This window comes from Serratia sp. TSA_198.1 (assembly GCF_052686505.1).
Genome location: NZ_JBQZFP010000001.1, coordinates 59,064 through 74,555 on the forward strand (window position 1 = coordinate 59,064; position 15,492 = coordinate 74,555).

General features: G+C 59.5%; 6 protein-coding genes. 3 read left to right on the forward strand and 3 right to left on the reverse strand.

The genetic code is table 11. The annotated features are described in order from the left end of the window. Window positions 1-652 precede the first annotated feature (652 nt). Window positions 653-10,690 carry an amino acid adenylation domain-containing protein gene (locus tag ACUTSW_RS00285; protein WP_445583388.1) on the forward strand — a complete coding sequence of 3,346 codons (10,038 nt, stop codon included), beginning with the start codon at window positions 653-655 and terminating at the stop codon, window positions 10,688-10,690. 170 nt (window positions 10,691-10,860) lie between these two features. After that, the gene (locus ACUTSW_RS00290; protein WP_445583389.1) at window positions 10,861-11,850 is read left to right on the forward strand and encodes an aldo/keto reductase; all 990 of its coding nucleotides are present in this window, start codon (window positions 10,861-10,863) and stop codon (window positions 11,848-11,850) included. Window positions 11,851-11,895: 45 nt separating this feature from the next. Here ACUTSW_RS00290 and ACUTSW_RS00295 read toward each other — a convergent pair whose 3' ends face one another. Next, window positions 11,896-12,789, reverse strand: coding sequence for a LysR family transcriptional regulator (locus ACUTSW_RS00295; protein ID WP_445583390.1), 894 nt, complete (start codon window positions 12,787-12,789; stop codon window positions 11,896-11,898). A gap of 247 nt (window positions 12,790-13,036) precedes the next feature. Here ACUTSW_RS00295 and ACUTSW_RS00300 point away from each other — a divergent pair, with 247 nt between their 5' ends. Continuing rightward, complete coding sequence (locus tag ACUTSW_RS00300; protein WP_006326302.1) at window positions 13,037-13,432, forward strand: (R)-mandelonitrile lyase; 396 nt, start codon at window positions 13,037-13,039, stop codon at window positions 13,430-13,432. Between the two features lie 64 nt (window positions 13,433-13,496). Here the strand turns inward: ACUTSW_RS00300 and ACUTSW_RS00305 are convergent, their stop codons facing one another. Together ACUTSW_RS00305 and gabD are read right to left on the reverse strand one after the other, a co-directional pair. Continuing rightward, window positions 13,497-13,865 (reverse strand): glyoxalase superfamily protein, encoded by a 369-nt coding sequence (locus tag ACUTSW_RS00305; protein WP_445583391.1) that lies wholly within the window; start codon window positions 13,863-13,865, stop codon window positions 13,497-13,499. Between the two features lie 98 nt (window positions 13,866-13,963). Beyond that, window positions 13,964-15,439: an NADP-dependent succinate-semialdehyde dehydrogenase gene (gene gabD, locus ACUTSW_RS00310; protein ID WP_445583392.1), complete on the reverse strand. Its 1,476-nt coding sequence runs from the start codon at window positions 15,437-15,439 to the stop codon at window positions 13,964-13,966. Between the last annotated feature and the right edge of the window lie 53 nt (window positions 15,440-15,492).

The following is a 15,492-nucleotide window of genomic DNA, read 5'->3' on the forward strand; positions in this document are numbered from 1 at the left end:
AAAAACCAGGGTGACGCAAACCCTGTCACGCGTTTTTGCCTCGGGGCACTTTGCCTTCTCCAAAGGGGGCGCTGCCACAGGTGATAGCCTTGGTTGCCGCCCGGTCTTGGTTTTATCATTGGTCAACCGATCATTGTTACCGGTAACGGTGCGAGAGTATCCGGATGCTTCCAGCGGGTGTCAATGCCCGACAATTTATTTCCAAAGTTATTGCCGTACAGATGAAAGGGATATTTGGCCGGTCACCATTGGGCTTGAGGGAAGGTTTTCAATTATTTTATTTCCCCTCGTAATATTCTCATTACAGGGTGAATTTTTTACTCTTCAATTTAAATATAAATAATCAATGCTTTTATTTTTTTTATTTTAAAATTCTATTTATTCTGAGTTGTTATTATTTCTGTTGTTTTTTTATTACGTTATAAATCTGGCGTCAATATGTCTGTTTTTTATTTTACTTATTGTTTTTACTGAATTTTATTTATTTTTATTTTGCGTGTTATTTGTGTAAAAAATAAAATAATATTCGATCTCCTATTTTCTTAAGTGTTTACATTAACAGGTCGCCTACTTTGCATGCGGAGGCGCTGCCGTGCTGCGCCAATGCCAAAAAATATATAACTAGGGATTATAATTAAAAGGGATTGAATTAATGAAAGTAATTTTCGCCTCACCGTACACCCAAACTTTTTGGAATGAATATATTCTTAACTCACAATCATGTGAATACAACTTGGTGCTCGACCAAACTATTGAGGGCGATCTGGATATCCACCGCCTGCGTGCTGCGGTGGAGAGCATGAGCCGAAATTATCTTCTTTTTCACCATGTGCTGGATGATAAACACCCGCAACTGCGGTGGGTAAAAACGGCCAAGAACATCACCCTTGAAATAATCGCTGCGGATTGCGACGTCAGCAAATTGATTAATACGCCTTTCGATCTCAGAGAAGGGCCGCTGTGCCGGTTTTATCTGATTGAACTGGCGCCGCAACGCTATAATTTCATTAGTGTTGTCCACCACGTATTGGTCGATGGTCTTGCCGGCCAAGAGTTTTATAACGCCATTTCCACTTATTACAATAATCCGAGCGCAGCGGAATTGCCGGTCGGCAGCATCGATAGCCTCAATGGACTGTATCGACAATATGAAGAGGATATTTCAGGGCTCAGACAAGAATTCGATTCGCGCGCCTTCTGGCGCGATCTGCTGGCTGACTGCCCGCCACGCGTGGAGCTGCCTTATCTCCCCGATCCGTCCGTTTCAGCGGGCAGCGCCGGCGAAGTCCGTTTCGCGCTGCCTTTTTCCGAGTGGCAAAGCCTGAAGTCCGGCATCAAATACGCCAATCCTTTCCTGATATTCAAAACGCTGTGGGCGCTGCTGATTGCTCGCCTGTCGCCGCAGGACAGGGTGTATATCGGTTATCCCATCGCTGCGGAGGGCGGGAGCGCGTTGTACTACGGCGCTCAGGTCAACACCGCCGTTTTTCCGCTGACGCTGTCGCCGGAGGCCACCTTCAGCCAACTATACCGGGCGACCCTGGGTTACAGCAAAGCGCTAAAAGCCACGGGCAAACTGCGGCACAGCAAATTGCCGATTTACGACATGTTGGGCCAAAGCCAGATCCGCCAGTTGAACGTCAACTTTACTCAGGCTTATCTCAAGGATGCGCCGTTGAGTCTCGGAGGGTGCAGGGTTGGCGTTAATCACCGTTTCAACGTTGACCTGGCCGGTTCCGAGCTGTTGCTGGAGTACCAACCTTCCAATTGCGCTTTTGAATTCAGGTTGCGTTACCGGTCGGATTTGTTCGATGAGACGCAGATGGCTGAAATGGCGGAACAGTTCTGTCATCTGTTGCGCAATGCCCTGAACGAACCGGATGCGCCGATCGCTTCGCTGCCGCAGATGACGCCGCCGCAGACCCGCCGTTTGAACGATCACTGGGCCAGCGGTCAGGATGCGCCATCGCGACAGGCAATGACCTTGTTCGCCGGCGTTGAAAGGCATGCCCGTCTCTATCCTGAGCGCATCGCACTGACCGACGCCCGCGTTGAGCTGAGCTACGGGCAGTTGGCGCAGCGCAGCGACCAACTCGCGCTGCGGCTGCGCGCGGAGTACCTGAGACTGAACGGCGAAGAGATGCGTCCGGATACGCCGATCCCGCTGTATTTGCACCGCAGTGCGGATGCGGTGGTGGCGATGTTGGCTATCATGAAGGCGGGCGGCGCCTATGTGCCGCTGGATCCTGATGCGCCGGCACAGCGGCTGGCTTACATTCTGCAGGACGTGAACAGCCCGATTATCATGACCGAAACCGCGCTGCAAGCCGCAGCACAGCAGTTGTCGCCAGCCAGTCACTGTCTGTTGGCGGATGTGCAGTTGCAGGAAGAAGGGGCGAGCGCGCTACCTGTCGTGCGGGCGCAACAGCTGGCTTATGTGATTTACACTTCCGGCACCACCGGGCGGCCAAAAGGCACGCTGTGCGAACATCAGGGGGCCGTGAATATGATCGAGGGGCATACCCGGCGCTTGCTGCACCGGGAGTCAGGTGTGCTCAACTGTTTGCAGTTCGCCTCGCTGGCCTTCGATGCGCATGTGTTCGAAGTGTTCGTGGCGTTGGGCAACGGACACCGTCTGTTTATCGCCAGTGAGCAACAACGCCGGGATCCCGCGTTGCTGTGCGGGCAAATGGCGGTGTGGCAGATTCATTTTTGCTTCCTGCCGCCGGCATTACTCCACACGCTGCCGGCGCTGCCGCCCTCGGTGCGCCATCTTGCGATGGGAGGAGAGGCGGCCTCACGGACGGTGCTCGATCATTATCTGGCGAGCGGTCTGCAGGTGGTCAATATGTATGGACCAACCGAAGCCTCGGTCAGCGTCAGCCTCAACCTTTATCGCCGCAACGGCGCACGCAATATCGGCCAGGCTATCGCCAACATGCGCTGTTACGTAGTGGATGAGCATTTTAATCTGCTGCCGCTGGGGGCTGAAGGCGAGTTGTGCCTGGCCGGCATCGGCCTGGCGCGAGGATATCTGAACCTGCCGGAGCTCACTGCCTCCGTTTTCATTGCCAATCCTTTCAGCCAAGAGGCGGATTACCGGCGCCTGTACCGCACCGGCGATCGGGTGCGTCGCCTGGCCGATAACAGCCTGGAGTATCTTGGCCGCCACGATCAGCAGATCAAGATCCACGGCTATCGCATTGAACTGGGTGAAATAGAAATGCAGATGCGCGCCATCGAGGAAGTGGCCGAAGTGGTGGTGGCCGCGCGTCCGGAAGCGGCGGCGCAGTTGGCTGCCTGGTATGTGCTGCAGCCCGGCAGCCGGTTGACCGCCGACGAGATCCTTCAACGGCTGGCGGCACAGTTGCCGCACTATATGTTGCCGACGGCGCTGATGGCGCTACCGGCGATCCCACTGACGGTAAGCCGGAAAGTGGATTACCGGGCATTGCCGGAGCCGACCCCGTTCGAACGACAAGGCGCGTCCCGCCAGCCGGGCACCCCGTTGGAAAGCCAACTACTGGCGTTGTTCAACCGGCTGCTGGGCTGCCAGGCGGGCGTAGACGATCACTTCTTCCGCCTGGGCGGCAACTCCATCATGGCCATCCGGCTTTGCCACGAAGTCAATAAGCTGCTGGGGGTGAAGATCTCGGCGTTGACGCTGAACCGGCACCCGACGGTGGCGACATTAAGCGAACATATCAACCGGCAGCAACAGGCATCGGAGGATACGGCGATTGTCGCCAGCGAGCTGCGGGAAGCGCCGCTGTCGTTCCAGCAATCCCGGCTGTGGTTTATGCAACAGTTGTCGGGCGGTGCTACGCACTATCTTTCCCCGGTGTTGTTGCGGCTGTCCGCCGGGGTTGATTGCGAGCTTTTCATTAAAAGCCTGCAGGCGCTGGTGAGCCGTCATCAGGTGCTGCGCAGTCTGATCCGCCAGGATGAGCGAGGGGAGGCCAGTCAATGGGTGAGCGAGGAGATATTGCCGGTATCGCTACGCCTGTTGAGCGCCGAGGCGTTTTCCGTGGCGCTGTCGCAGGCGCTGCAACAGCCGATGGATCTCACCTGCGAGCTGCCGCTGCGGGCTGCGCTCTACCGCTATCCTGAGCCTACGGGGGGCGAGGTAACCGCCTGCCTGCTGGTTTTCCACCATATCGTTTTTGATGGCTGGTCGCTGGAGGTGCTGCTGAAAGAGCTGGACGCGCTCTATCGCCATTTCCAGCGCACGCCGACAAGCCCGCCTGCGACGCCGGGCCTGCAGTATCTTGACTACGCGCTCTGGCAGCGTGCGCCGGAGAACGCGAGCCGCCAAACGGACGATCTGGCCTTTTGGCAGCGGGAGCTGGAGGGTTGCCAGCAGCTCGACATCCCCTTGGATTATGTCCGACCCACCGCCTTCGACGTGCGTGGGGACAGCCGCGAAGTGACGCTGCCGGCGGAACTGGTGGCCTCGCTTGACGGGCTGGCGCGCAGAGAAGGGGTTACGCTGCATGCGGTGCTGCTGGCGGGATTCACCCTGTTGTTGTCGCGCTATACCGGCCAGAATGACGTGATGGTGGGTACGCCACTGGCTAATCGCGGCCGGCCGGAACTGGAGGGGGTCATCGGGTTCTTCGTCAATACGCTGCCGCTGCGCAACCGGTTGGATCATCAGCACAGTGTAACGGCGTTTATCCGCCAGGTTGCGGCCACCACGCTGCAAGCACAGCAGCACCAGGAGTTGTCGCTGGAACTGTTGGTCGACAGCCTGAAGCTGCCGCGCGACTTCTCACGTCACCCACTGTTCCAGGTGATGTTCGCGCTGGAAAGCGACGCCAATGCGACGGAGCGCCCGGACTGGCTGTCGGTGGTCGATCTGAGCGACCATGAGCGGACCGCCAAGTTCGATCTTACCCTGACACTGGTGCCGGATGAGCAGCGGCTGCGTGCCCGTTTCAACTTTGCCGTGGCGTTGTTCAGCCAGGCGTCGATAATGCGGCTGGCAGGTTACTACGTCGCCATTTTGCAGCAGATGGCGCAGCATAGCGATTGGCCACTGGAAAACATCAGCTTGCAGCCGCAGCGCCTGCCGGCGCAACCGGCGCCGGTATTTCCCGGCGCATTCGAGCGCACCTTGCACGATGACTTCATCCGCCATGCCCGGCGCAACCCGCAGGCGGTGGCGGTGATCGATGAGCTGGGCGAAATGACCTATGGCGAATTGTACGAAGCGGCGCTGACGCTTGCCACCCAACTGCGGCGGCAGGGGCCAATCGTCGGCGAGGCCATCGCTATCATTGCCGACAAAGGGCGCCGACAACCGGTCGCCATGTTGGCGGCGCTGATGTGCGGCAAGGCGTTTCTGCCGATGGATACGAGCTGGCCGTTGCAGCGGCGGTTGGCGGTGATGACGCAGGCCGGGATCAATACGCTGTTGAGCAGCGCGCCCTGGCCGACCCGCGAGATTAACGTTATCGAACTGGGTGCCGACGGCCTTGCCCTGGGGCTGCCGGTGTCCGCGCCGCTGCTGCCGGCGATCGACGCCGCCCCGGACAGCCTGGCGTATATCATTTTTACGTCGGGTTCGACCGGGACGCCAAAAGGCGTGGCGATCGAGCACCGCAGCGTGGTGAGCACGCTCGACGTCACCCGGCGCTATTTTTCCCTCGATGAGCGGGATCGCAGCCTGGCGATCAGCGCACTGAGTTTTGATTTGGCGATCTACGATATTTTCAGCCCGCTGAGCGCAGGCGGTGCGGTGGTCATGCCGGCCGAACGGGACCGGGTCAGCCCGCAGGCCTGGTATCAATTGATGATTGATCACCGGGTTACGGTATGGCTGAGCGCCCCGGCGTTAATGGAGCTGTTGCTGGACTATGTCAAAGGAGCAGGGCTGATGTCCGGGCCTGAGCCGGCGCTGCGTGCGGTGATGGTGGGCGGCGACTGGATCGCCACTTCGCTGCCGGCGCGTTGTCGCGAGTGGGCGCCGCGCAGCCGCTTTTTCAGCGCAGGCGGCGCCACCGAAGCGGCGATATTCTCGATGTTGTACGAGGTGCAAAGCGAGCAAGCGATTCTGTCAGCCAGCATCCCCTACGGCAAACCGCTGGCCTACCAACGCTGCTATATCCTGGACGCCTGGCTGCGACCGGCGTCTGAAGGGGTCAGGGGCGAGATTTATCTGGCCGGTGCGGGGCTGGCGCGGGGTTACTACGGTGATCAGCAGCGAACCGCAGACAGTTTCTTTTGGCATGAGCAGTTGCAGGATCGCGTCTATCGCACCGGCGACGCCGGTCGTCTGCTTGAAGACGGCAATATTGAGTTTTTGGGGCGCCTCGATCAGCAGATTAAGCTTAACGGCTATCGTATCGAACTGGGCGAAATTGAAAATATTGCGCTGTCTTATCCCGCCGTCACCGCCTGCTGCGTGGCATTGATTACCCAGCCACAGCCCTATCTGGCCGCCTATTTTGTCGCCGACGAAGCGACAGAGACCCGAATGCTGGCGCAGCATCTGAGCAGCCAACTGCCGCAGTATATGATGCCGCAGGCGTTTATCCAGTTGGAGCGGTTACCGCTGACCGAGAACGGTAAAATTGCCCGCCAGGCGTTGCCGCGGCCGGAGGTGGAAGCGCGCGAATTCGCCGCGGCGGAAAATGCCTGGGAGAGCGCCTGCGTTGCCATCTGGCGCGAACTGCTGCAACGGCCGGACATCGGCGTGGAGGATAACTTCTTCTCGCTGGGCGGCAATTCGATTCTGGCGATCCAGGCTTGCTATCAGATCGGCCGACGCTTGCAGCGTGAGGTCACGCTGAGCGAACTGGGGCAGTTCCCGACCATTCGCTCCCTGTGCCAGGCCCTACGCCAGCTCGGCGGCGGCGAAGCGCCGCTATCGATACCGGCGTTGCAGCGGCAGGCTTACCCGCTGTCGTCTGCGCAGATGCAGCTGTGGTTTATCGAAAATCTGAACGGCGGCAGCAATCTCTATCATGTGCCGATGCTGTTTCGCCTCGACGAGGATGTCTGCCTGACGTCCTATGCCGACAGCCTGCAGGCGATCGTTGCCCGCCATCAGGTGCTGCACAGCCTGATTGACCAAACGCACTCCCACATCGCCGTTTCTCAATCTTGCACGCAGACGCTGTGCGTGGAGCGATTGACGATCGACGTACAGTGCTGGCGGGATCGGCTGAAGCAAGATATCGACCGGCCGTTCACACTGGATACCGAACTGCCGATCCGAGCCTCTATCTATGAGCTCACGCACCCCGACGGTGGCCGCGAACGTTACAGCCTGATCCTGGTGCACCACCTGGCGTTCGACGGCTGGTCGCAGCGGCTATTTGTGCAAGAGCTGGACGGCCTGTATCAGGCGCGGCGGCAGGGGCGACCGCCGGCGTTGCCGGCGCTGGCGCTGCAGTATGGCGATTATGCCGTCTGGCAGCAGGAGTACCTGGCATCGGCGCAGGCCGAAGGGCTGAGGTCCTATTGGCGGCAACGGCTGGCGGGGTGGCAAACGCTGGAGATGCCGCTCGATTTTGTGCGCCCGGCCCAGTTCGACCACCAGGGCGCCAATCACGCCCTCAGTCTGCCCGAGGCGTTGATCGCGCAGGCGGAAAATTTTGCGCAACGTGAAGGGGTAACGCCTTTTGCGCTGTACCTGGCGGCGTTCAACCTGTTGCTCGGCTGTTTCAGCGGTCAGCAGGATATTCTGGTCGGTACGCCGGTCGCCAATCGCCCGACGGAGGAGACGCGCTCGGCGATCGGCTTCTTCGTCAACACGCTGCCGCTGCGTTCGCAGATCGACGACGGCCAGCCGTTGGCCAACTATGTGCATCAGGTATTCGACGGCGTGCTACAGGTGCAGAAATACCAGAACCTGCCGTTGGATCACCTGATCGATCTGCTGCAGGTGCCGCGCGATCTTTCGCGTCACCCGCTGTTCCAGGTGCTGTTCGTGCTGGAGGATGACGGCGCGCAGCCGTCGCCGCCGGAGTGGCTGAAGCCGCAAAGCCTGATGGAACACTATCAGGCGGCGAAGTTTGACCTGACGTTGAGCATCCAATTGGCGAAGGGCGCCGGGCAAGCGGTATTCAACTACGCCACCGCGCTGTTCAGCCCGGCCACGCTGGAGCGGCTGTCCGGCTATTATCTGGCAATCCTGCGGCAAATCGTCGAACGAGGCGAACTGCCCGTCAGCCAACTGGCGCTGGTGCCGGAAGAGGAGGTGGCGCACCAACGGGCTCTCCGCCAGTCTTGCCTGCCGCACTATGATTTTGAACGCGCCATCCATCATGATTTTATCCAGCAGGCCGCCCGGTATCCGCAACGAGTGGCGATCGTCGACAGCCTGGGCGAACTGAGTTATGGCGAACTGTACCGGGCGGCGCTGACCCTGTCGCTGCAACTGCGTGAACACGCGGATATGACGGCCGAAACCTTGGCGGTAATGGTCGACAAAGGGCGGGCGCAAATTATCGCGGTGCTGGCGGTGGTCATGTCCGGCAAGGCCTACCTGCCGCTGGACGGCGCCTGGCCGGAACGCCGTTGCCTGGACATTATCGACCAGTCGCAGACCCGGGTGATCCTCAGCAGCAGGCCGTGGCGGGAGACCGGCGGGGCCAGAGTGCTGGTGGTCGATTCGCAGGGCGCGGTGGCCGAATTGCCGCCTGCGTTGCCGGGGGCACCGTTGTTGCCGCCACCTTCCGCGCTGGCCTATGTGATCTTCACCTCAGGTTCCACCGGTGCGCCGAAAGGGGTGGCGGTAGAGCATCGCGGTGCGGTGAACAGCATTATCGATACCCTGCGCCAACTGGATCTCGGCGCGGAAGATCGGGCGCTGGCGCTCAGTGCCTTGAGTTTTGATATCTCGGTGTTCGACCTCTTTGGCCTGCTGTCGGTGGGCGGCACCCTGGTGATGCCGTCCGAAGCCGAACGCTATCAGCCACAGGCCTGGCATCGTTTGCTGATGACCCAGGGCGTGACCTTCTGGAATTCGGCGCCTTCGGTGATGACCCTGCTGGTCGAGGAGCTTGAAGCCGCGGCCGCAGAGGCCTGTTGGCCAGCGCTGCGCAACGTGGTGCTGGTGGGCGAGGTTATTTCCCGGCAACTGCCTGCCCGCATTCGCCAGTGGCGACCGGGTTGCCGGGTGATCAGCGCCGGTGGCGCCACCGAAAGCTCTATTTGGTCGATCCTGTATGACATCCCGGAAACGCCGATAACCGCGCCCAGCGTGCCCTATGGACAGGCGATGGCGCACCAGCGCTTCTATGTGCTGGATCGCCATCTGCGGCTGCTGCCGCCTTGCCTGCCGGGCGAACAATACATCGGCGGGGCCGGTGTGGCCCGCGGCTATTATCGCAACCCGTCGCTGACCGACGAAAAGTTTATTTATCATCCTGAACTGGGGGAGCGGTTGTATCGCACCGGCGACGCGGGCCGCTACCTGCCGGACGGCAATCTGGAGTTTTTGGGGCGGATGGATTTTCAGGTCAAAATCAACGGGTACCGGGTGGAACTGGCAGAGGTCGAACAGCGGGCGCTGGCGTTTGGCCCGATAAAATCCTGTTGCGCCATTGTGTTGCAGGAGGCGTCACAGCATCGGCTGGCGCTGTACTACGTCAGCGATGAAGCTCTGGCGGAACCGGCGCTGCTGGCGTTTATGAGCCAGCGGTTGCCGTTGTACATGATCCCTACCGCGCTGATGCGCCTGGAGGCCTTGCCCTACAACTCCAGCGGCAAGCTGGATCGTAAAGCGCTGCCGGTGCCGGCGGCGCGTGAACTCAATGACTATGTTGCGCCGGGAAATGCGCTGGAACAACGGCTGTGCGCGCTGTGGCAACAGGCATTGCAGTGCGATCGGGTCGGCATGACGGACGACTTCTTCCAACTGGGCGGCACCTCAATTCGGGCGATCTCGCTGTGCCTCAGCATGGCGGAACTGCTGGGCACGCCGGTTCCGGTGGTCAGGCTGTTCCAGCACCGTACGTTGAAGAACCTGCTGGCGGCGGGTGAGCAGCCTTTGGTGATGCCGCTCAATCGGCCGGTCAGCGATGCGCCTGCGTTGTGGATGATTCACCCGGCGTTGGTGGGCGCGGAAGCCTTTCACTCCCTGGCTCAGGAATTACAGGGGGAAATAAACTGTTATGGTGTTGATAATTATAATCTTTACCACAGACCGACCATTGATTCTCTCGGTAACATCGCCGAGCTGTATCTGAATGAAATGACCGCCAACGGCCTGCTGAATCAGGCGGGGCCGATACACATTTTGGGGTGGTCATTGGGGGGCATCATTGCCTTGGAGATCGCCGCCAGGCTGGAGGTGCGCGGGCACTGCGCCGTCCGCCTCTGTCTGCTGGACAGCTTCTATCGGCAAACGTCGGCTGAGCTGCCGCTTGAGCAACTGCTGTCGGCGTTGGGCATTGAGGGCGATGCGGCCCGGCGCGCTACGGCGGTGGCGCAGGCTGAACAGCGCCTGGCGGGGGGAAGGCTCAGCCGCAGGCTGCAAACCACTCAGGTGACCCTGTTCAAGGCGATGCAGGTGAATCCGCAACTGCCGCAAGGCGCGATGGCGCCGCTGCTGGCGGTAGCGGACAACGGCCTGAGCGCCGCTTGCGAACATTTGACGGTGATCCCGCTGGCCTGCCACCACCACAACATTCTGCAATGCGGGGAGGAGATAAAGGCGGCGCTTAACGCGGGGCAATGACGCTAATGGGGAAGACGGTAGGCGCCATCGTCTGATTTATGAACCAAACTCATAAACTCAAGCGGATTTGCTCCATAGTCACCGCCACCCCGCTCTTCTACAGTAATCACACGACAATCGGCCCCCGGCAAGCACGTCGGGGGCCAGTGCGATTCACCCTGAGGAATGAAATGCAAACACGCAAATTGGGCAACGGCGGCCTGGAAGTCTCGGCGTTAGGGCTGGGTTGTATGGGCCTGAGTTTTGGTTACGGCCCGGCGACCGACAAGCAACAGGCGATTGCCCTGATTCGTTCGGCCGTGGAGCAGGGCGTGACCTTTTTCGATACGGCTGAGATCTATGGCCCGTTTACCAATGAGGCGCTGGCGGGCGAAGCCCTGGCACCGGTGCGCGATCAGGTGGTGATCGCCACCAAATTTGGTTTTGAACTGCCGCAGCCGGATGGCAGGCAGGTACTTAATAGCCGGCCTGAACATATCCGCCAGGCGGTGGAAGGATCGCTCAAACGCCTCAATATCGAGAGCATCGATCTGCTTTATCAGCATCGGGTCGATCCCAACGTGCCGATTGAGGACGTCGCCGGCACGGTAAAGGCGCTGATTCGGGAAGGGAAGGTAAAACATTTCGGGCTGTCGGAGGCTGGGGCGGAAACTGTCCGTCGCGCCCATGCGGTGCAGCCGGTTGCGGCGTTGCAGAGCGAGTATTCGCTGTGGTGGCGGGAGCCGGAGCAGGACATTTTACCGACGCTGGAAGAACTGGGCATCGGTTTTGTGCCGTTCAGCCCGCTGGGGAAAGGTTTCCTCACCGGGGCCATCAATGAAAACACCACCTTCGACAGCAGCGATTTTCGTAACGTCGTGCCGCGCTTCAGCGCAGAGGCGCGCAAAGCCAACCAAAGGCTGGTGGACGTGTTGGGGCAGATCGCCCGGCAAAAAGGCGTGACCCCGGCGCAGATTGCACTGGCCTGGCTGCTGGCGCAGAAACCCTGGATTGTGCCGATCCCAGGCACCACCAAACTTCATCGCCTTACCGAGAACCTCGGAGCGGCGGAGGTCGTGCTGGCGGCGGGTGAATTGAGCAGTATCGAAGAAGCGCTTGCCGCCATTGAAGTGCAGGGCGCGCGTTATCCGGCGCATCTGCAAAAAAACGTCGGGCGTTGATCATATCCCGCCGCCCAAGCTTGTCGGCAGGCGGGTTACTAACGATTAGCGCTGATAGCGCAACGCTTCGACAAACAGGGAGAAGGCGGTGGTGTGCTGCCTGCGGCTGGGGTAATAGAGGTAATAGCCGGGAAAAAGCGGGCACCATGCATCGAGAACACTCACTAAACGGCCATTGGCCCGCTCTGCGGTTACGGTATCCTCCGGCACAAAGGCGATGCCGAAGCCGAGCAATGCCGCGTCAATGCGTTGGCGCAGGCTGTTAAAGATCAACTGGCCCTCTACGCGCACTTTTATCTCACGCCCGTCTTTTGCAAACTCCCAGGCATAGAGCCCGCCCATAGTGGGTAAACGCATATTGATGCAGCGGTGGTTTTGCAACGCCTGCGGTGTATTCGGGATGCCGTATCGCTCGAAATAAGCGGGTGAAGCGACCGGCACCATACGCATATCCGGCGCTATTCGTACGGCTATCATGTCCTTGGCCACCTGTTCGCCCAAACGAATTCCGGCATCAAAGCGGCCGGCGACAATGTCGGTCAAGGTGTTATCGACCGTGATTTCGACATTAATGTCCGGATAGTCGGTCAGAAATGACCTCAGCATCGGCCAGAGCACCGAGTCGACGGCATGTTCCCCGGCGGTGATGCGAATGTTGCCCGCCGGCCGTTCACGCATTTCGCTTAAGGCGTCCAGCTCGTTTTCGATTTCCGCAAAACGCGGGCCGATGCTGTTGACCAGCCTTTCGCCGGCTTCGGTAGGGGCAACGCTGCGTGTGGTGCGGGTCAATAGCCGCAGTTCTAGCCGTTCTTCCAGACCCCTGATGGCATGGCTTAATGCCGATTGGGAAACGCCGAGCTTGGCCGCCGCTTTGGTGAAACTGCGTTCACGCGCCACGACAAGGAACGAAATCAAATCGTTAAAGTTTTCTTTTAACATGCGGCACCTTAACTCCGGCGGGATCAATACCGGCATTCTATACGCTTGCCGGGGGCATCACACGCGATCACTCATGAATTCAACTCATAGGTCCTTGCGTATTTTGCTATCTAGTCCCGGTGGCGGCGCGGCGTTATCTTTCCCTTTCGCGCCATCTTGACGGGAGCACTCAGTGAAATTACTCGCAGCGTCTACCCTTATCTTGTCCATGTCAGCATCGGCAGCCATTGCCGAAACGGAGGAAAAAGTGAAAATTCAACGCAGCGGTTCCCTGCCATCCCGACCAGGTCCGGAAGATTACTTTACCGGCCAAGTGCGGATTGATGCACCTTTTGCCGGCACTGAACCGGCCCGCGTGGGCGGCGCCACCGTGACCTTCGAACCCGGTGCCCGCACCGCCTGGCATACCCATCCGCTGGGGCAGACGTTGATCGTCACCCAGGGGCGCGGCTGGATCCAGGTGTGGGGCGACCCGATCCAGGAGATGAATCAGGGCGATATCGTTTGGATCCCCGAAGGGGTCAAGCATTGGCACGGCGCTACCCCCGAAACCGCCATGACCCACATCGCCATTGCCGAATCCCTCAACGGCAGCCCGGTTGACTGGATGGAGAAGGTGAGCGACGAGCAATACCGGCAATAGGAGCGGCGGCGTAGAACGGGGGATTGCCTGCGTGCCGAGGTGATAAACGCTTGTTTAACGGAGATTACGCATTGTCAGTTTGCTCGCAAAAACGCAGGCAATTGCCGAAGGGATCGGTGAGGTTCACCTGTTTTCCCCAATCAAGGGTTTCAACCCCCGGACGGGCGTAACGGTACTGTTTCGCTATTAACTCCCGATGCAGGGCATCGATATCGTGGGTTGGAATAAACACCGCTGAGCCGGGTGTAGCGTCGCCGTAATGCTCGCTGAGATGCAGTGTCAGACCGGAGCGTGATATCTGGGCATAAAGCGGCAGGTCCTCGCTAAAGCGGTGCTCCCAATCCAGCGTGAAACCGAGAAAATCCAGATAAAACTCTTTGGCTTTTTCAACCGAGAAGATACGGATAATGGGAATGGCGGCGGAGAATTCCATGTGAGAGTCCTTGTAAGCTCCTGACGGGCGATCCAAAGTAGCAGAAACGGCAGCAGATTAGCCAGTGTTCAGCCCCCATGCGGGGGCCGGTGACAGATTCAGATACCCAGCCCGCCAAGGCACAGATATTTGATCTCGAGATAATCCTCGATGCCGTACTTCGATCCTTCGCGTCCCAGGCCGGAGCTTTTAACCCCGCCAAAGGGCGCGACCTCGGTGGAGATCAGCCCTTCATTGATGCCGACAATGCCGTATTCCAGCGCTTCGGCCACGCGCATCACCCGGCCGATATCGCGGCTGTAGAAATACGAGGCCAGGCCGAACGGCGTGTCGTTTGCCAGTTCGATGGCTTCGGCTTCGTGCTCAAAACGGATCAAGGGCGCCACTGGGCCAAAGGTTTCCTCATGGAAAATTTTGGCCTGCCTCGGTACGTCGGTCAGGATAGTCGGTGTATAGAAGTTATTGCCCAGCGCATGGGGCCGGCCACCCAGCAGCACCGAGGCACCGCGCTTCACGGCATCGGCGATATGCTCGCTGACTTTCTCCACCGCCTCCCGGTTAATCAATGGGCCGATAGTGACGCCGTCGTCCATACCATTGCCCACTTTCAGCTTCGCCACCGCGGTTTTCAACTTTTCCGCAAAAGCGTCGTAGATGCCGTCCTGCACCAGAAAGCGATTGGTGCACACGCAGGTCTGGCCGGCGTTACGGTATTTTGAGGCTACTGCCCCGGCGACGGCGGCGTCCAGATCGGCATCGTCAAACACGATAAAGGGCGCGTTGCCACCCAGTTCCATACTGGTCTTTTTGATGGTGGGCGCACACTGCGCCAGCAACTGAGCGCCCACCTCTGTGCTGCCGGTAAAGGAGAGTTTGCGTACGTCCGGGTTCGCGGTCAGTTCGCCACCGATCGCTTTGCTGGGCCCGGTAATCACGTTGCAGACGCCCGCCGGTAAACCGGCGCGTTCGGCCAGCACGGCAATCGCCAGCGCCGAGAACGGGGTCTGGCTGGCGGGGCGGATCACTCCGGTGCAGCCCGCGGCCCAGCCGGGACCGGCCTTGCGGGTGATCATCGCCGCCGGGAAATTCCACGGCGTAATGGCGGCAAATACCCCGATGGGTTCTTTTTGCACGATAATGCGCCGGCCGGGCAGGTTTTGCGGAATGGTGTCGCCGTAAACGCGTTTTCCCTCTTCGGCGAACCACTCGATAAACGAAGCCGCATAGGCAATCTCACCGCGGCTTTCGGCCAGAGGTTTGCCCTGTTCTGCGGTCATGATGCGCGCAAGGTCGTCCTGGTGTTCCATCATCAGTTCGAACAGGCGGCGCAGCTTGCCGGCTCGCTCTTTGGCGGTCAGCGCGCGCCAGGCCGGCTGGGCTTTTTTGGCGGCGGCTATCGCCTGCGCGGTTTCTTCGGCGCCAAAGGCCGGCACCTGGCCGACCAACTCGCCGGTGGCCGGGTTATGGATCTTGATGGTTTGCCCGTCTTTGGCCTGCAGCCATTGCCCGTCGATGTAGTTTGCTTCGCGAAATAGCGCGGGATCTTTGAGGGTGGCGGAGAAGGTCGTGCTCATCGGTTATCTTCCTTTTTACGTTTAATCGGATGTGGAATATCCCATACGAGTAT

Coding starts and splice junctions, on each gene's coding strand:
- ACUTSW_RS00305 (WP_445583391.1), bottom strand. CDS start 13,865: ATGGAATTCTCCGCCGCCATTCCCATTATCCGTATCTTCTCGGTTGAA.
- gabD (WP_445583392.1), bottom strand. CDS start 15,439: ATGAGCACGACCTTCTCCGCCACCCTCAAAGATCCCGCGCTATTTCGC.
- ACUTSW_RS00285 (WP_445583388.1), top strand. CDS start 653: ATGAAAGTAATTTTCGCCTCACCGTACACCCAAACTTTTTGGAATGAA.
- ACUTSW_RS00295 (WP_445583390.1), bottom strand. CDS start 12,789: ATGTTAAAAGAAAACTTTAACGATTTGATTTCGTTCCTTGTCGTGGCG.
- ACUTSW_RS00290 (WP_445583389.1), top strand. CDS start 10,861: ATGCAAACACGCAAATTGGGCAACGGCGGCCTGGAAGTCTCGGCGTTA.